This window comes from Leptospira sarikeiensis (genome assembly GCF_004769615.1).
Lineage (GTDB): Bacteria > Spirochaetota > Leptospiria > Leptospirales > Leptospiraceae > Leptospira_B > Leptospira_B sarikeiensis.
The window spans coordinates 216678-233487 of sequence record NZ_RQGF01000012.1 but is presented as its reverse complement, the minus strand read 5'-3'; the positions used below and the strand labels follow the sequence as shown (position 1 = coordinate 233487).

Here is a 16810-nt window from a genome sequence, read left to right as displayed (position 1 = left end):
CCTTTTTTCAAGGAAATAAATCCAGACATCTGATTATATGGGTTCGGATCTCGCTCAGAAACAAATTTCCGAGCGAATAAACTAAACGTTTGTTCGAAAGTTTAAATACGCCTTTAGTACCTGCTCCGGAGCTTCCGTCTGAGGATAATGTCCGATCCCTTTAAGTTCGTAAACTTTCGCCTCAGGCCTTAGCTCCAATAAACGTTCGACTACATGTTTACCGCTAACAGGATCATCCAAGCCATCAGCAAAAGCAAACGGGACAGGAGAATCTAAAATGGTTCCCACCCATCTCTCCCGAAAGATCTTTCTTTCTCGTATGTAGCGGATCAATTTATGATAAATTGCTTTTCCGCCGCCGTTGCTCACGCATTCCCAAAATCCATCCAGTTCTTCCTGATGAGGTTTGGTATTCTGCCCGAAAACTTCCGAAAAACTTTTCTGGAAAGAGGACTTATTTACCAAGCGAGAAAATAAAAAGCCTAAAGGCCCGTTTAATAATTTCTGTACCACTCTAGGTCTATGTGTTTCCGGAAAAATCCCTCCGTTCAAAAAGAATACGGATTTGATTTCGGGGCCTCCGATCCTTTGTCCGGAAATTTTTTCCCGATATCTGGCTAGAAGTTCTTGAGCAACCGTATCTCCCAGATCGTGAGCGAGAATATGTACTTCTTTAATTCCCTGCTCTTGTAGTAAGAATTCAGCCTGATCCGCGTATTGAAAAATGGAATAATGTCCGTCCTTAGGTTTTTCCGAAAATCCAAAACCCAAATAGTCTAGAGTGAAAAGTTTGTATTTATGAGATAAAGGTTCCCAAACATCTTTCCAGTCCCAGGAAGATGTTGGAAAACCATGTAGAAGTAAAATTGCTTCTCCTTCTCCGCTGATCTTATAGAATAATTTTTTCTTTTTCCATTCAAAGAATGCTCCGGATGCTTTCCAAGCCAAAGGATGAGTTTTCCAAAGCGGTTCCGACATAGTTTCCTCCTAGAAGATCCGTATTGTACTCCTCTCTTTAGGATTGAAAAGTTTAAAAATGGAAATTAGGAGAAATTATGAATCCAAAGTGTCTAGAAGGTTGGATAAAAAAACTTTTCTTTCTTTTCCTTCCGGAAGTTTTCCTAAGCCGGCTCCCATATTATCCTTCAAATGAGAAAGTTTAGAAGTCGCCGGAATTACAGAAGTAACTGCAGGATGAGAAAGAATATATTTTAGAAACACTTGGGCGAACGAATTACAATCCCATTCTTTAAAATATTCCGGTAGAGTTTTTCCCTTAGTTCTTCTAAACAATCCTCCTTCTTCAAAAGGGCGATTGATCAGTACTGCAATTCCATGTTCTTGAGCAAAAGGAAGAATTCTATTCTCCGCCTCTCTAGTTACTATAGAATAAGGTATCTGCAAAAAATCCGGTTTTTCTTTTTCAGAAATCCTTTCCATTTCCGAAAATGCAGAAGTAGTAAAATGTGTCAGACCTATATATCTGATCTTGGATTTTTCTCTTAGATTTCGTAAAGTTTTCAGATGAGTTTGAGTATCTAGTAAATTATGGATTTGGAATAGATCGATCTTCTCCGCGTTCATTTTTTTGAAAGAAGCTTCAATCTGAGACTTACCGGCGGATTCTCCCCTGATCCAAACCTTAGTAGCTAAAAAGAATTTTTTACGATCGGGATCGGGAATTTCTTTGGATAAGATCCCGAATATTTCTTCAGAACGACCATACATAGGAGAAGAATCCACCACCCCTCCTCCGAATTTTAGGAACTCCAACAAAACCTCACGAAGAGGCGCAAGGGAAGAAGGTTCCGGATCCACATCCAAAGTTTGCCAAGTGCCTAAACCGATTGCAGGAATTTCTTCGCCGGTTTTTGGGATCTTACGTTTTAACATTTTAGAAACTCCGGACGTTTGGGAGAATAAGGAAGAAAGTATACTTCCAGAAAGGCTTAAACCAAGTGCGGAAGTAGTCAGATCTTTTAGGAATCTTTTTCTAGAATGTCTAAGTTCCATATTTTCTCCAAAACCGCGGATTTTTATAAGGGGGCCTAAGAAAGACTCAATCTAAAAATATATAATTCTTAAAGTTCAGTCCGGATTAATTTTCTTCCTGTAAGAGATCTAATAATGCCTTGTTAATGAATAAATGGTATTTTCCGTAATTCATATCGACTAGGTAATTTGCTTCCTTGAGATCCGTTAAATATCTAGTCGCGGTAGTGTAATGAACCTCGATACGTTCTCCCAAACTAACCGGAGAAAGAACTGGAGAAGCAAACATAGCTTCTACAATTCCTGTTTTAGCTAATTTAGGGAATCGTACAGAAATTTCTTTTTTATAATTCTGGTACAACTCTATGATCTTAAATAATAGATTTTTTGTGGATTTAGCCTGAAGATAAAACGCATTCAACATAAATTCCAAAAAAGGGATCCAATCTTGCTCGGAAGATACTGCCGCTAATAATTCATAATATTTCGATCTGTTATTATTAATATAACCGCTTACGTATAGAATAGGAAGAGATAATATTTTTGCTTGGATCAAATAGAGGACCATCAAGATCCTTCCTGTTCTACCATTTCCATCCAAGAACGGATGGATCGCTTCAAATTGATAATGAGCGATCGCACATTTTAATAGTGGATCAATATCATCTTCTTCATTGTTCAGGAATTTTTCCAGATTTGAGATCAGTTTGGGAATTTTAGAAGCGATTGGAGGAGTATAGATCAATTTTCCAGAAGTTGAATTTATGATCCGATTTTGTAATTTCCGAAACCCTGGTTCTTTTCCGAACATTAACTCGGTATGTATTCTCTCGATCAAACGAAGAGAGATCGGAAATCTTCTCAGCTCGTAATAACCTAATTCAACTGCGCTTCTATATCTTAAAACTTCCTTATCATAATCATTACGCTCGTACTCCGGAAATAAGGACTGTTGCAACACATGAGAGACGGTAGTATTGATATTCTCTATATTCGAACTTGCTACAGACTCTTTGATGATCGCAGGTGAAAGCAGAAGCATTGGATTAGGCAAGGCAGTCGCAAAGCCCTTTAGCTCTCCAAGCTCGGTCCGAGCCTTCGCGATTAATTTCAATAGACTTGGGATTTCCAAATCTATTGAAAGCGGTAGGTCCGGCAAATCATAGGGAATTTCCGGGTCAAAGGGAATCATATATCAGATTTTCTCAGAATATATGATATATGACAAGTCTTATGTGCAAAATCTGATATAAAAAACTATATTTTTGTTAAGTATTTTAATGCGCCTCATCCCAGTTCTGCCCAAATTTCCCTTCTACCTTGATCGGAATATCCAGAGGTAATGCGTTCTCCATCAACTTCTTACAAGTTTTTAGGAACTCATCCTTCTCGGATTTATGAACCTCGAATACTAATTCGTCATGAACTTGCAGAAGAAGTTTGGATTTCCATTTTTTCTTCTCGATCTGTTCCTGGATCTGGATCATCGCGATCTTAATCATATCCGCACAAGTTCCTTGGATCGGAGTATTGATCGCTACTCTCTTAGCTCCTTCTTTCGCCTGGCGATGCGTAGAATTGATATCCGGAACAGGTCTTCTTCTTCCCTTTAAGGTTTCTACGTATCCTTTCTCCTCGCAGAAAGCAATCGTATCATCCATATATTTCTGAACACCTGGATACTGAGTTAAATATCGATCTATAAAACTTTTTGCTTCGTCTCTTGGGATCCTGAGATTTCGACTTAGGCCGAATGGTGTAACTCCATATATTACAGAAAAGTTAACTACTTTAGCCTTGTCTCTCATTTCAGGACTTACCAGATCTTCTGAAACTCCGTAAATCGCTGCCGCAGTCCTTTTATGGATATCGATCCCTTTTTTATAAGCATCCATCATTGCAGGGTCTTTGGAAATATGTGCCATGATCCTGAGTTCAATCTGAGAATAATCCAAACTCAAGACCTCAAAATCTTTATGACCGGAGATAAATCCTTTTCGGATCAATCTACCTTCCTTTTCACGGATCGGAATATTCTGCAAGTTCGGATCCGTAGAAGAAAGCCTTCCGGTTGCGGCAATCGTCATATTATAACTGGTATGGATCCTTTCATCCTTAGGAGAAACCATTGTGGGAAGAGTTTCCACATAAGTAGAGATCAGCTTTGTATACTTTCGATAATCCAAAAGTTTTTCGATGATCGGATGTTCTCCTAGCAATTCTTCCAATACTTCATGGTCTGTGGAATATCCAGTTTGAGTTTTCTTTACGACTCTTAGTTGTAATTCGTCAAAAAGGACTTTTTGGAGCTCTTTTGTGGAAGCGATATTGAATTCTTTTCCTGCAGCTTTATAAATTCCTCTTTCAAGATCTTTCACTTCTCTTTGGAAATCTTTAGAAAGTTCTCCGAAGTATTTGGAATCTACTGCAATTCCTGCTTTTTCCATTTTGGTAAGCACAGGGATCAAAGGTAGGTCTATGTCCTTAAATACACTTTCGAGTCCGGATTGTTTTAATGATTTTCTTAGGACATTATACAATCTAAGAGTTACATCTGCATCTTCTGCAGCGTATTCGCTGACCTTGTCCAGATCCACTTCCCAAAGATTTTTCTTGTTCTTACCCGTTCCGACTAGATCCGCATACGTTATGGTTTTATAATTTAGAAGATCCTCAGCAAGATCATCCATATTGAACCTGCGGCTTTCCGGTGCTAAAATATAGGCAACGATCATTGTATCGAATACAATGTTCGCGACTTCGAAACCATGATTCTGTAAAACGATCAGATCATATTTAATGTTCTGCCCGACTTTTGGAATATTCGGATCCGCCAAAATAGGACCCAATATTTCACGGACCTGATCTAAAGGAAGAAGTTGATCTTGATTGCTAAAAAGACCTTCTTGGGTATGAGTTACAGGGATATAAAATCCTGTACCTTCTTGATTACAAAGAGAGATCCCAAGTAATTCTGCATCGTATGCGTATTGGGATGTTGTTTCCGTATCTACCGAAAGTATCGGAGATTTTTTCCAAGCCCTTGCGAGTTTGGTGAGTTCTTCGATACTCTCTACACGTTTATAAATTCCTTTTTTAGCCGCAGGAGCCTTAGAGTTAGGACCGGCTTCTTCCGGTTCATCTTTCGGAGGCTCTTTTCCTACAGATTTTGCAAGATCTCTAGAAAGAACATTATATCCTTGGTTTTTTAGATATTGGATCCTTTCATCCGAAGTATAATCCGGAATTTTCAGATCGTCGTCTTTAATTCCAAGATCTAAGTCTCTTCTGATCGTTGCCAACTGTCTGGATAAAAATGCATTATCCTTATGTTCTGCAAGCTTTGTCTTTAAGCCCGGATTTTTGATCTTCTCAATATTTTTATAGATTCCTTCCAAGTTTTTATATTCTTGGATGAGTTTCATGGCTCCTTTTTCGCCGATCCCTTTTACACCTGGAATATTGTCGGAAGTGTCTCCTACGATCCCCATATAATCAGGGATCTGTTTTACATCCACACCTAGTTCTTCTTTTACCCATCCGGAATCTATTTCTACGAATTCGGTGACTCCCTTTTTCCCGCGGAGCATTTTTATATTCTTTTTTTCTAATATTTGGTATAAGTCCTTATCCCCGGAGAAAATCAAGATCTCCTTGGCTGAAGATTTATACGTTTCCGCAAGTGTTCCTATGATATCGTCAGCTTCTTGCCTTTCTATCTTTAAGATCTTAAAGCCTAGGACTTTCAAGGTGTCCATGATCTCATGCAATTGAGGGCGAAGATCCTCAGGCATAGGCTTTCTGTTCGTCTTATACTCTTTATAAGTGGTCCCTCTGTCCAAGGGACCGCCTGGATCGAATGTCATGGCAACATGACTAGGAGCATAATCCTCGAAAAGTTTGAATAACATTCTAAAAAAACCGAAGACCGCTCCGCTAGGCTGTCCGGTTTTAGAGTTTTTTAAGTTAGAAGCAGCAAAGGCATAATACGCCCTAAATGCGAATGCATGTCCGTCTACTATGAGTAATTTTTTCATGCTGCTTCTCCAGATTTTCCTTTTTGTGAAGAATAGATCTCTTCTCCCAATAAACTATAATACGCAAGTTCCGTTTTCTTGATCGTATTTTTGACGGAGAATCGTTTTACGGATTCTTTATTAAAGGCACCCATCGATTTTCTTAGTTTAGGATCTTCTAATAATCTTTTATAAGAAACTGCAAGAGAATCCGGATCTCCTACAGAAGAAACGAATGCACCTTTTCCTTCGGTCAACATTTCGGAGATCCCTCCACCGTTCGTAGCGACGATCGGAAGGCCGGAAGCCATTGCGTCCAGGATCGAAGTTCCCAAACCTTCTTCCTTGGAGGTAAGAGTGAATATATCGAATAAGGAAAGTAATTCTTGGATATCCGTTCTGAAACCGGTGAAGATAACCTTATCTAAAAGTTTTTTTTCGGATGCAAGACGTTCCAATTCTTTTCTTAGTTCGCCTTCTCCCACGATCAGGACTTTATACTTTTTATCCGTCTCCGTTTTTGCGAGGGCATTCAGTAATGTTTTCTGATCCTTATGATCCACAAGAGCAGCGATATTCCCGATGATCAGATCGTCTTTATGCAGATTGAATTCTTTTCTTAAATAAGAAATGTCGCCAGTTTTCTTAGAACTTCCTAAATCGATCCCACTATAAACTGTAACTACCTTGGCAGGGTCGATCCCATCAGTGACTAAAATTTCACGGATCCGATTCGATACGCTTAAGAATAGATCCACTCGATCGGAAACATACTTACGTTTACTGAACCAATTTTTACGGATCCTAAAATCGACTCTTCTGGATACGACTAACTTCACTTTCGGAAGTTTTGCTTTTGCCATCCATGCGATGGAATGTGCTTTTGCAGTATGAGCATGAATGAGTTTGATCCCACGAGAAGTAATCAATTCTCTTAATGCTTTTACAGAGCCAAGATCCCATTCTCCTTTGAGAGGGAGCGTAACTGTTGGAAGTCCTACATCGTTGCAACGGCTTTCCAATGCGGAACCCGGTTTACATAAAATGAGTTGGGGAATTTTCTGCTTTTTTAAACCTTCCGCGAGAAGAAAAAGTTGCCTCTCTCCTCCTCTCCAGCCGGTTTCTGTGTCGATATGAAGAATCACCCGATCAAATTGGGGTTCCGGCTCGAATTCTGCAAGGAGTTACCATTCTTTCTTTTTCGGAAAAAAGTCCTGGACAAACCGAATTCGCCTTAGCGACAATAAATTCAATATAACAGAGGATGCTTAGAATGTGCGAACTCTTAGGAATGAGCGCGAATGTTCCTACAGACATATGCTTCAGCTTTACCGGCCTTGTCCAAAGAGGAGGAAAGACCGGGCCACATAAGGATGGTTGGGGAATTGCATTCTATGAAGGAAAAGGTTGTAGAGTCTTTCAAGATCCTCAAGCAAGTGCAGATTCCCAATTAGCGGAATTAGTCCGTACTTTTCCGATCAAAAGTAACCTAATCATATCTCATATTCGGAAGGCGAATCGAGGTAAGGTAGATCTTAAAAATACACATCCGTTCGTTAGAGAACTTTGGGGGAATTATTGGACATTCGCTCATAACGGGCAATTAAAAGGTGTGAAGAAGGAAGTCCTACAAGGTTTTATTCCGGTAGGAACTACGGATAGCGAACATGCTTTTTGTTGGGTTCTTTCCAAACTAAAAAAGAAATTTAAAGAAAGGCCTAAAAACGAGATCGTACTCGCCAAAGAGATGCATAAGTTACTTTCCGAATTGGGTAAAAAGGGAGTCTCTAATATCCTGATTTCGGATTCTAAATTTTTATACGCGTATTGTTCTACAAAACTTGTATACATCACAAGACATGCCCCTTTCGGAGAGGCAAAACTGATAGATGCTGATTTAAGTATCGATTTTAGAAAACATACTGGGCCTAAGGATATAGTGACTGTTCTTGCAACATCTCCTTTAACACAGAATGAGATTTGGACCCATTTTTTACCGGGAGAATTTCAGGTTTGGAAAGATGGAAAACAATGGCAAAGATTTTCTCCCTAATCGAAACTCTCCCATTCATTCTAGTTTCTAAAATAAACTCATGAAACCTTTCGGTAAATATCCGTTTCATTTCAGGCTTTTAGGAATATTTCTTTTTTTCTATGTGCTGATCACGAATTATATATGGAGAGAACCGAATAATTATTTTTGGATCTGCCATGTTTCAGCATTCTTACTCTCGGCGAGTTTAATTTTAGGATTTCATAAAGGAATTCGGATCGGAGGTCTTTGGGCGATCCTAGGTTCCATTTTCTGGCTTTCGGATGAATTATTAAACGATTACCCTCTAGATAAACTTTCCTATTTCACACATTCATTATATACTATTCTATCTATTTATTTTTTCAAAAAGATCGGTATCATTCCGTTCCCTTGGTTCGGAGCTTATCTCTGGTACTTTTTTGTACAAATACTCAGTTATCTTTTTACGGATCCGGCTTATAATATCAATTTAGTATATTCCATCTGGCCTCCTTGGGATATTTTATTCTCGAATTATTTTTATTTCTGGATCTTTATGAATTTTTCCATCTTCTCCATATTATTCCTAAGTTCCTTACTACTGGATCGATATTCGGAAAACTGAACGGCCGGTTTTGAATCATGTTGTATATTTTCATTTTTCACTTAGGCTAAGTTTATGCAGGAAATTCCACAAAGTCCTCAAACAATAAAATTTTCTCAGGAAATCGAAAATAAAAATGAGAACTGGAAGATATGTTTATCCTGTGGAGAAAAAATCACAAAAGAAGAATGGAAAACTTCCGTAGATGGGGCGTATCTCCACAATTTCGTAAATCCTCTTGGAATAGAATTTAGGATCCTGACTTTTTCTCAAGGGATTGGGATCTCTTGGCAAAAAAATTCTTATCTGGAACATACATGGTTTCCAGGATTTGCTTGGAGAATCGGGACCTGCGCCTCTTGTGGAAATCATTTAGGATGGAGTTTCGAATTCGATTCTCAAACTTTTTTAGGGCTGGTTGTCGGTCAAATCTCTGCTTAATCCGAATTATCCTATTTTTAAATATTATAAAAAATTAAAACATAAAAGTATATTTCAGATCTAACCCTGTTTCGCCTCCATTTTTATTTGCGAAAGAAGCAGTTCTGATATCCAATCTGAATCCGGAAGTATTCTCTCCTTCCCATTTGATCCCATACCAATATGTATATGCTAATTGTAGAAAATATTTCAAACCTAAGAGTCCTAATTTCAGATCGTTCTTACTTTGCAACTCTTCTAGATCTTCCTGTTTCTTATGTTGATATCCCGCAAAAATCAAATATGACTGCGGATCTATTTGCGAATTGAAATAAGAATAAGTCAGAAAAAGGTCTCTGGAATATTCCAAGTTTTGCTTTTTCTCTTCTTCTTCCTTATGGCCTTTATATTCGTATATAAGAAGAATGGATGTGATCCCTAAAGTAAATATCCCTTTTCGATACGCTTTTGCATGAAGTAAACCCCAACCGGGAAGAACAGCACTCCTCCATACCAAATCCCAGCGAGACCTGTCCTGAAAACCGGCCGAGATATTTTCTTCCTTTTTCTCGAATTCTTGAGAATGGATCGAAATGAATGAAGACAAAATGATAGAAAGAACGATTATTTTTTTCACAAATACTTCCTATAGAAATGTACGCAGAAAGAAATGAAAGAGGTCAGAGAAAAATCAGGAACCTAAGAAATTTTCTCAATTTCCAATACTTGGTTGCAGAAACCTAAAGATCGATCCATATTCGCCGAGAACTATTATGAAAAAAATCCTATTGTCCTTCTTAATTCTAAGCTTATTGCCGATTTTAGCCGCCGAACCGGAAGACGAGATCAAAGCGCTTATCTCCTCTTTAGACTCCTGTAAAGGATGTGTATTTGTTCGGAACGGATCCGAGCATAAACTGGACGAAGCAAAAGCGCATTTACTTCGCAAGTACGATGCTGCTAAAAGTAAGATTGGTTCGACAGAAGATTTTATCAAAGGTTTAGCAAGCAAGTCCTCAATTACAGGGACTCCCTATAAGATCAAATTTCCGGATGGGAAAGAAGTAGAATCCGAAAAATGGCTTACTGACAAACTGAGCGAACTTAGAAATCCTTCCCCCGTAAAAAAGAAAAAAGGAAAGTAGTACCAAGAACTTTTCTGCTAAAACGAAAGGTCCGCTTAAACTTCAGTCCAGGATCTGTAACGAAAAAGTAATCTTCTCTTCATGGAGTAGATACAAGAATTCGAGATGATCGAAAGTCGATGCTTCCATCGACTTATATTAATTCTTATCCTAAAGCCGGTCCGTTCCGTATTTTAGTTGTGACCGAAACCTTTCCTCCAGAGATCAACGGAGTTGCAAAGACCCTTCATAGAATGCTTGGGGATCTATTACAAAGAGGGCACGAAATCACATTAGTTCGTCCTAAACAAGGACCGAACGATTATGCAACCGCAAGCGGCAACTATAAGGAAGTCCTGGTAAGAGGGGCTAAAATCCCTTTATATGAAGACCTAAGATTCGGCTTCCCTGAAAAATATCTGTTAAGAAGACTTATAGAATTAGAAAAACCTGATATAGTTCATGTGGTCACTGAAGGACCCCTCGGCTGGTCCGCAGTAAGGGCGGCAAGACATGTAGGAATTCCTATCATTAGCGATTTCAGGACAAATTTCCATGCATATGCAAAATACTATAAATTCGGATTCGCAGGAAAACTAGTTCATAACTATCTGAAAGGATTGCATAATAGAACTCAAACTACCTTAGTTCCTACTTCTCAGATCAAAGAACAATTATTGTCCCAAGGTTATTCCAATGTACAAGTTGTTTCTAGAGGGATCGATTCGGATCTTTTTCATCCTGCACGTAGAAGTTCCAAGCTGAAATCGGAATGGGGATTAAAACCTTCCGATCTGGGAGTTTTGTATGTAGGAAGACTTGCTCCGGAAAAAAATCTGGACCTTTTAGTAAGATCTTTCCGCAAGATCCAATCCAGAGTTCCAAACGCTAAATTGATCTTAGTCGGAGACGGTCCTTCTAAAGAGAAATTACAAAAGGAAAATCCTGATTTTATATTTAGAGGAATGAGAAAAGGAAAAGAACTCGCGGAACATTATGCATCCGGAGATCTTTTTCTATTCCCGAGTCTTACCGAAACTTTCGGAAATGTGATCGTAGAAGCGATGGCCTCCGGGCTCCCAATCGTTGCATATAATTACGCAGCAGCAAGCCAACATTTGAAACACGGCAAATCTGCGCTGTTAAGTGGTTTTGATAAAGAAGAAGAATTTATAGAACAATCCTGTCTTCTGGCAGAAAACAAAAAGTTGGCAAAGAATCTAGGGATTGCCGCAAGAAAGATCGCCGCTTCCTGCACCTGGGAAGACGTAACTGATTCTTTGGAAATGATGTATTCTAAACTTTCTCTCTCTAAGAAAAAATCTTCTAAATCCAAGAAGTCAATGAAATTGAAAGTGCAGATGGTGAGGGGCTAACATAAACCTTCTCAAAGTCCGTTGTCTGCCTCCGAAAAAGGCGATTCTTTCAATGATTTTAGAATACATAAACGTAATAGATCATACATTCTAATAATCGAATATATGATCTATTAAGATTCCGTTCTGCTTACAGTAAAGGATCATCAGGTGAAGCTGATCCACCGGTAAAATTAATGCAGTTCTTTTTTTGCCTGGTTCCGTAAGAACCGGCCAAGACGAGAGAATTTTCTGGTCCTCCCAGTTTTGATCTTCCGACGAGACAACCGTTAGAACGATTTTTTTATTCCCTGCGATTTCCTTGAATGAAATTCCCTTATCCACTAAAATAGGAACTTCTTTTGTAAAAGGTTCGTATCTTGGAATGGAAATGATTTTTCCAGTACCGTTCTCATCCGCCCATGCAAGAATATGGAAATTTTCCGCCTCGTAAACCGCTCCAGTTCCTAAACCGATAAGCCATCCATATCCCGCTTTCGCGAGAAGTTCCATCGAGAAAAATATCCGTCTTTCCCATGTTCTGATCTTTCCTGCGCTTTTTCCGTCTTCTATCTTTATGAATTCCAAAAATTTAGAATAAAAAGGGTATTCGTACCAAGGCCTCAATCGTACGAAATCAGTATAATCTTGAGTGACCCATTGGATATACGCTTCTACCTTTCTGTCCTCGTTGATCTCTTTGCGCGAATCTATCCATTCCGTAAAGGCTCCCGTCGTATTTTCGTAAATACTTTTTAAAGCCAATTCTCCTGAATAACTTACCCCGATAACGCAGATCATCAGGTGGTATCCCCAATTCGTTTCGTATTCCCAGGTTTTTTGTATTACGTTTCCATAAATCTTCCAGAACTGACCTATACTTCTCCAATAAGGAAAGTCGCTAGGAGGAGAATGTTTTTGGAATTTAGCATATTCATCCGAACTGAATACGATGAACCATTCAGGAACCGTTAAAAATGTTTGGTCTTCGTTTCTAAGATATGTTTTATTAGAATCCAATTCCAAACGGATCTTTTGATCCTTAATATCAGAGAAATAATATTTATCCCAAAGTTTATTTCTGAATTTATAATTAGGATCCAGTTTTCTTTTTAATTCAAAGAATTTGTTAGAACTAGGATATGCTGCTTCGAATTGGAACTGATTCGCATGAGGTTGATAAGGTAGATAATATGCACCTCCCACAGAATTAACCGCATCTATCAGTTCTCTAGTCCAAACACCGACTTCATTTCTTGCGGAAGGATACGTCCTTTGTTTATAGTAGATTACGAATGAAAAAACTTCCGATCTTGCCCAAGCTAAATAAGAACCTGGATCTTTATAGGAATGACGGATGGATATATTCAGCACATTTACATCATGTTTCTGTAGGACTTCCCTCATTTTAGGATAAAACTCGTCGAACTTATCAACAGGGACGAAGTATTCCTGCAATACGTATGTGCTGATCTTTCTGGTTGGAGGTTCTAATTCTTTTACGTCATAACTTGCTTCGAAGTTTCTCCAGACCACTCGTTTACTTGTGGTAAAATTCGGATCATACACATGTTCTCTGAATTCCTTTCCGTACGGAAGTTCTGTCAGCCAGAAGTACATTATATTTTCCATCCAGTATTCTTCTTTTACCGGAACTAATCTATCCTGTACTGTTACGTCTTCATCCGTCTCTATCCATGTGATCGCGTTCACATTTTCGTAAGCGGGAGGATAGATATCTCCATTATGAAATACCGCTTTTGGATTGGTGCGAATATCTTCAAAAAAGAATTTTTTATAGTCCGAGATCGGAAGCCTTTTCACGGAACGAGAGACCTTAGTATTATCCGTCAATTGTAAAACTGCTTCGACTATTACCCCGATCCCTCCATAACCTCCGATTGCAGAGTAAAAAATCTCCTGATTTTCTTTTGGGCTTGCCGATATCAATCGCCCATCACTTAACACAATTTTAATGGAGTCCACTGATAATATCAGAGGACCTTGGCCCATATATCTTCCATGTCCGTTTACACTTAGAGAACCGCCTACGGTAAAATTAGAATACGTCTGCTTGATCTTTATAGAAAGATTATATGGATCTATGAATTCTTGTATTTTTCTCCAAGTAATTCCGGACTGAACTCTGATCTTTTTTTGTTTTTCGTCGAATTCCAAAACCTGATCGAATTCTCGAGTATCTATAAATAACGCATTTTCTGTGGCGATCTGACCTCCCATTGAAAATCTCCCTCCTCCGATGGAGATCATTCCTGAATGTTCTTTTACCAAATTCTGGATTTCTTCGATCGTTTTAGGAGTTTCTACTCTTGAAACCGGGATCGGATTGATCTGAGTAACGTCATTTACGATGACAGGACTAGAATATAGATGAGCGGTGAATAATAGAAAAAGTAAAATTGATCTTTTCATTTAGTTTTCACGAAAGCCATAAGAGTATTTTTTGTTGGATCCCCGTTCTGTAAATAGTGATTCCCTACCAATTGAAATCCGAATCCGTACAGTTTTTCCTGGATCTCTTCTAAAGATGTAAAATTCCGGATTTGGGTAGAAGTTTCTCTCCAGGGAATCTCCAAACCTGCGTTGTAAACGTCGTGAGCCAGCGCGACTATATATCTCTGTTCTTCCGAATATACATTATGATCTCTTAATACAAGCTTTCCGCCCGGTCTTAATACCCTGGAAATGGATGAGATAAATCCGTTCAATTTTTCTGCGGGGGAATGATGGAATCCTATATAATTCGTGACTAATTCCAGGCTCTCGGAAGGGATCTTGTCGGAGGCGATTGATTCGTAATTCCCCATCTGTATAAAAGTCCCTGCCTTGAAAAGTTGCCCCCTTTCCGCCAAATCTTCGGCACTGTATTTAGGCTCCAGATCATTCAATACATAAACTTTGCCTTTTATCCCTAATTTCTTTTTTAAATCTTTTACGTATCGCCCGGTTGTCCCAATCTCCATGTAACCATTATAAGAATTTTGTTTTCCCAAAAGTTTTACGGTTTGACCGGATATTTCCTCTTTCTGTTTTTTAAGAGAAGGAAGTGCATAAGTAATCACACCTGCGAACGGTTTAATTCCCGGAAGTTTAGATAGGATCGTTTCATAAATATCCTTATCCGTTTTGCCGGTCTTAGTTATATCCAAGATCAGTTTATGAAATTGATCCTCCGGATAAAGATGATATACATTCTTTAGAAAAAGATAAAATTCTTCGCGTAATTTAGGATCCAAATAGACGGATTGAAAATTCGATTTGGGATCTATATCGAGCTGAGGCTGTCCTAATATTCTAGGGGCGAGTCCTGCTACAAATAACGCAATGATAGATTTTATAAACTGTTTTCGATCCATTTCTTTCATGCAATTCGAATACCTTTTCCTGTCCGGTCTAAATATATGAGATAGAATTGTAAAATAAGACATGAAAGTTAGAAAATACTATCAAAATAAAGAAAGGTATCATTACCTAATCCCGATCCCCCAACCACAACGCGCGAGGTCTTTGGAGGGCAGCGAAGCGGGTCCGTAGGACCGAGCGGGTATCCGCGAGCCCGTAAAAGACCGACCCTTGCATTTTTTATACTAGGCTTTCGCTAATCCGATGAGTGCAAGGGACGCGCCCAAATCTTCCTACAAAACGTTTTGATTTTTTTCAAAGATCGTTTTTTTCGCTTGTACTTTATTCGCAGAACCTATAATGACTGGCAAATTTTGCGGCAAGGAGTTTAGCCTATGCTGAAATTTCCCGGACCTCGTACGGATCATCAAGAAAGAAATCGCCCCTTCGTCACTCGAGAAAAATATCTTACCTTCCTTAAAATCTCGAACAAATCATCTCACTCCAGACAGAAAAGGTTTAGAAATAAAAACAGAGAAAAAAGGCAGACCTTAGTGCCTTAGTATCCTTATCATGGTTTTCCATGGAAAACCTTGACGCTAAAACTATCAGTCTCTGGATCATGGCGACTATTTATACGATCGCCGGCATCCTTCATTTTGTGATCCCGAAATTTTATCTAAGGATCATGCCTCCTTGGATCCCATATCATAAATTAATGGTCCAGTTCAGCGGTATCGTTGAGATCGCTTTAGGCGTTGGACTTTTTTTCTCTCAAACAAGAATTTTCGCTGCCTGGGGAGTGATTCTTCTTTTAGTCGCTGTGTTTCCGGCTAACGTGTATCATTTTCAATCCAGAACTAAAAAAGATCCTCCTACATGGGCTCTGATCTTAAGATTACCTTTACAATTGGTCTTGATCTACTGGGCTTATACGTTTACTTACTGAAAACGGATTTAGTCGGCACCTCTATATCTAAGTGCCGACAATATCTTCCTTTCCAAATTTGATTTCTTTTCTTGAGACCGCAGTTACAATCCGAGTCGATTTCTTTTGCTTGCAAAACATTAGATTTTCTTTTTTATTTTTGTCATAAAATTATTGAAAGAATTATAAGAAAGATTAGTCTCCTTTCCACTTGGAGACCCAGATGAACAAGTTATTTATAGCTTTTTTTGCTACTTCTTTTGTATTCGCTTTAGCTCTTTCTTCTTCCAAGGTTTTCGCGAATACGAAATATGCAGTCTTTTGCGCGGATGGAAAGATCGAAGTGGACACTCGGACATTGGATCAAATGAAATCCGCAAGAGGTTCTAATGTATGTGTGCTTCAAGAATTTGATTATTCTTCGGATGCGGACAATCACGCTCAATCTTTAGGCGGTAAGGGAGCCTCTTGTAGTTGTAATTAATTGTAAAATCTTTATAGGATCGATCCGTCCTATAATTCAAATGAATAATATTATTTCTTCCTACATCGCCGGAGTGCTAAGGGGTATCGTTTACTTAGCGATACTCTGCATCTTTTTGGTGATTTCAGATCGGTTCACTTCCTTTATTCGATCCGAGGAAAGTTTGCCTGAGATCCCATTTATATCCGGCTTAGTTTTGAGTATCGGGGCGGCTTTTGTGGCGAGCAAACATTTTGATAAACGACCTGAAATTTCCAAAATGAGATTCATGCTCCTTTCTTCCGCCTTGAATCTGGGGATTTTGCTGGTCTCCCTATTCGTCGTTCGAAAGTTTTTTCCAGGTTGGATCTCTTAATTTTTTTATAACAACCTTCCTCATTTCAATTTTTGGGGAAGTGTCGGGGGAAAATTCCTTCAAACAAAGCGGATCTATGCCTTCTAGTCTTGCTCAGCATAAAATTTTTCTTTTCCGCTCTTCCGCTACTGTTAAAATTCTCCGAAACTTATCTT

The 16810-nt window shown here is 38.8% G+C and carries 16 protein-coding genes; 7 read left to right on the top strand and 9 right to left on the bottom strand.

Features of this window, described 5'->3' with window-relative positions; genetic code table 11:
• Positions 1-81 precede the first annotated feature (81 nt).
• From EHQ64_RS05490 to EHQ64_RS05470, 5 genes are all read right to left on the bottom strand, one after another.
• A complete protein-coding gene (locus EHQ64_RS05490) occupies positions 82-978 on the bottom strand; it encodes an alpha/beta fold hydrolase (protein WP_135648494.1) in 897 nt (298 codons plus the stop codon).
• 75 nt (positions 979-1053) lie between these two features.
• Complete coding sequence (locus tag EHQ64_RS05485; RefSeq protein ID WP_135648493.1) at positions 1054-2013, bottom strand: aldo/keto reductase; 960 nt, start codon at positions 2011-2013, stop codon at positions 1054-1056.
• Positions 2014-2098: 85 nt separating this feature from the next.
• The gene (locus EHQ64_RS05480; RefSeq protein ID WP_167882362.1) at positions 2099-3106 is read right to left on the bottom strand and encodes a Fic family protein; all 1008 of its coding nucleotides are present in this window, start codon (positions 3104-3106) and stop codon (positions 2099-2101) included.
• A gap of 163 nt (positions 3107-3269) precedes the next feature.
• A complete protein-coding gene (polA, locus tag EHQ64_RS05475; RefSeq protein ID WP_135648491.1) occupies positions 3270-6029 on the bottom strand; it encodes a DNA polymerase I in 2760 nt (919 codons plus the stop codon).
• A complete protein-coding gene (locus EHQ64_RS05470) occupies positions 6026-7153 on the bottom strand; it encodes a glycosyltransferase (protein ID WP_135648490.1) in 1128 nt (375 codons plus the stop codon). The genes polA and EHQ64_RS05470 overlap by 4 nt, the downstream gene beginning before the upstream one ends.
• 128 nt (positions 7154-7281) lie before the next feature.
• Between EHQ64_RS05470 and EHQ64_RS05465 the strand changes: the two genes are divergently transcribed.
• Genes EHQ64_RS05465 through EHQ64_RS05455 form a run of 3 tightly spaced genes read left to right on the top strand, consistent with a single transcriptional unit; the run spans position 7282 to position 9067 of the window.
• Complete coding sequence (locus EHQ64_RS05465) at positions 7282-8061, top strand: class II glutamine amidotransferase (RefSeq protein ID WP_135648489.1); 780 nt, start codon at positions 7282-7284, stop codon at positions 8059-8061.
• A gap of 40 nt (positions 8062-8101) precedes the next feature.
• On the top strand, positions 8102-8647 hold the full coding sequence (locus tag EHQ64_RS05460; protein ID WP_135648488.1) for a hypothetical protein: 546 nt from the start codon (positions 8102-8104) through the stop codon (positions 8645-8647).
• A 54-nt stretch (positions 8648-8701) separates the two neighbouring features.
• A complete protein-coding gene (locus EHQ64_RS05455) occupies positions 8702-9067 on the top strand; it encodes a cereblon family protein (RefSeq protein WP_135648487.1) in 366 nt (121 codons plus the stop codon).
• 34 nt (positions 9068-9101) lie between these two features.
• Here the strand turns inward: EHQ64_RS05455 and EHQ64_RS05450 are convergent, their stop codons facing one another.
• Positions 9102-9683 (bottom strand): hypothetical protein, encoded by a 582-nt coding sequence (locus tag EHQ64_RS05450; RefSeq protein WP_135648486.1) that lies wholly within the window; start codon positions 9681-9683, stop codon positions 9102-9104.
• A gap of 136 nt (positions 9684-9819) precedes the next feature.
• On the opposite strand from EHQ64_RS05450, the gene EHQ64_RS05445 reads away from it, so the two are divergent.
• Positions 9820-10191, top strand: coding sequence for a YfeK family protein (locus EHQ64_RS05445; protein WP_135648485.1), 372 nt, complete (start codon positions 9820-9822; stop codon positions 10189-10191).
• Positions 10192-10310: 119 nt separating this feature from the next.
• Positions 10311-11546 (top strand): glycosyltransferase family 4 protein, encoded by a 1236-nt coding sequence (locus tag EHQ64_RS05440; RefSeq protein ID WP_135648484.1) that lies wholly within the window; start codon positions 10311-10313, stop codon positions 11544-11546.
• 90 nt (positions 11547-11636) lie between these two features.
• Here EHQ64_RS05440 and EHQ64_RS05435 read toward each other — a convergent pair whose 3' ends face one another.
• Both EHQ64_RS05435 and EHQ64_RS05430 read right to left on the bottom strand, forming a co-directional pair.
• A complete protein-coding gene (locus EHQ64_RS05435) occupies positions 11637-13958 on the bottom strand; it encodes an FAD-binding oxidoreductase (RefSeq protein WP_135648483.1) in 2322 nt (773 codons plus the stop codon).
• Positions 13955-14911 (bottom strand): methyltransferase domain-containing protein, encoded by a 957-nt coding sequence (locus EHQ64_RS05430; protein WP_135648482.1) that lies wholly within the window; start codon positions 14909-14911, stop codon positions 13955-13957. Before EHQ64_RS05430 ends, EHQ64_RS05435 begins: the two co-directional genes overlap by 4 nt.
• Before the next feature lie 560 nt (positions 14912-15471).
• Here EHQ64_RS05430 and EHQ64_RS05425 point away from each other — a divergent pair.
• Together EHQ64_RS05425 and EHQ64_RS05420 are read left to right on the top strand one after the other, a co-directional pair.
• Positions 15472-15837, top strand: a complete 366-nt coding sequence (locus tag EHQ64_RS05425; protein ID WP_135648481.1) for a DoxX family protein — start codon at positions 15472-15474, stop codon at positions 15835-15837.
• Between the two features lie 202 nt (positions 15838-16039).
• Positions 16040-16300 (top strand): hypothetical protein, encoded by a 261-nt coding sequence (locus EHQ64_RS05420; RefSeq protein ID WP_135648480.1) that lies wholly within the window; start codon positions 16040-16042, stop codon positions 16298-16300.
• Between the two features lie 90 nt (positions 16301-16390).
• Here EHQ64_RS05420 and EHQ64_RS05415 read toward each other — a convergent pair whose 3' ends face one another.
• Positions 16391-16570, bottom strand: a complete 180-nt coding sequence (locus EHQ64_RS05415) for a hypothetical protein (protein WP_135648479.1) — start codon at positions 16568-16570, stop codon at positions 16391-16393.
• Between the last annotated feature and the right edge of the window lie 240 nt (positions 16571-16810).

Excerpts from the sequence above, each read along its gene's own strand:
- EHQ64_RS05490 (WP_135648494.1), bottom strand. The coding sequence starts at position 978 with ATGTCGGAACCGCTTTGGAAAACTCATCCTTTGGCTTGGAAAGCATCC.
- EHQ64_RS05420 (WP_135648480.1), top strand. The coding sequence starts at position 16,040 with ATGAACAAGTTATTTATAGCTTTTTTTGCTACTTCTTTTGTATTCGCT.
- EHQ64_RS05455 (WP_135648487.1), top strand. The coding sequence starts at position 8,702 with ATGCAGGAAATTCCACAAAGTCCTCAAACAATAAAATTTTCTCAGGAA.
- EHQ64_RS05460 (WP_135648488.1), top strand. The coding sequence starts at position 8,102 with ATGAAACCTTTCGGTAAATATCCGTTTCATTTCAGGCTTTTAGGAATA.
- EHQ64_RS05430 (WP_135648482.1), bottom strand. The coding sequence starts at position 14,911 with ATGAAAGAAATGGATCGAAAACAGTTTATAAAATCTATCATTGCGTTA.
- EHQ64_RS05415 (WP_135648479.1), bottom strand. The coding sequence starts at position 16,570 with ATGAATCTCATTTTGGAAATTTCAGGTCGTTTATCAAAATGTTTGCTC.
- EHQ64_RS05425 (WP_135648481.1), top strand. The coding sequence starts at position 15,472 with ATGGAAAACCTTGACGCTAAAACTATCAGTCTCTGGATCATGGCGACT.
- EHQ64_RS05440 (WP_135648484.1), top strand. The coding sequence starts at position 10,311 with ATGCTTCCATCGACTTATATTAATTCTTATCCTAAAGCCGGTCCGTTC.
- EHQ64_RS05445 (WP_135648485.1), top strand. The coding sequence starts at position 9,820 with ATGAAAAAAATCCTATTGTCCTTCTTAATTCTAAGCTTATTGCCGATT.
- polA (WP_135648491.1), bottom strand. The coding sequence starts at position 6,029 with ATGAAAAAATTACTCATAGTAGACGGACATGCATTCGCATTTAGGGCG.
- EHQ64_RS05485 (WP_135648493.1), bottom strand. The coding sequence starts at position 2,013 with ATGGAACTTAGACATTCTAGAAAAAGATTCCTAAAAGATCTGACTACT.
- EHQ64_RS05465 (WP_135648489.1), top strand. The coding sequence starts at position 7,282 with ATGTGCGAACTCTTAGGAATGAGCGCGAATGTTCCTACAGACATATGC.
- EHQ64_RS05435 (WP_135648483.1), bottom strand. The coding sequence starts at position 13,958 with ATGAAAAGATCAATTTTACTTTTTCTATTATTCACCGCTCATCTATAT.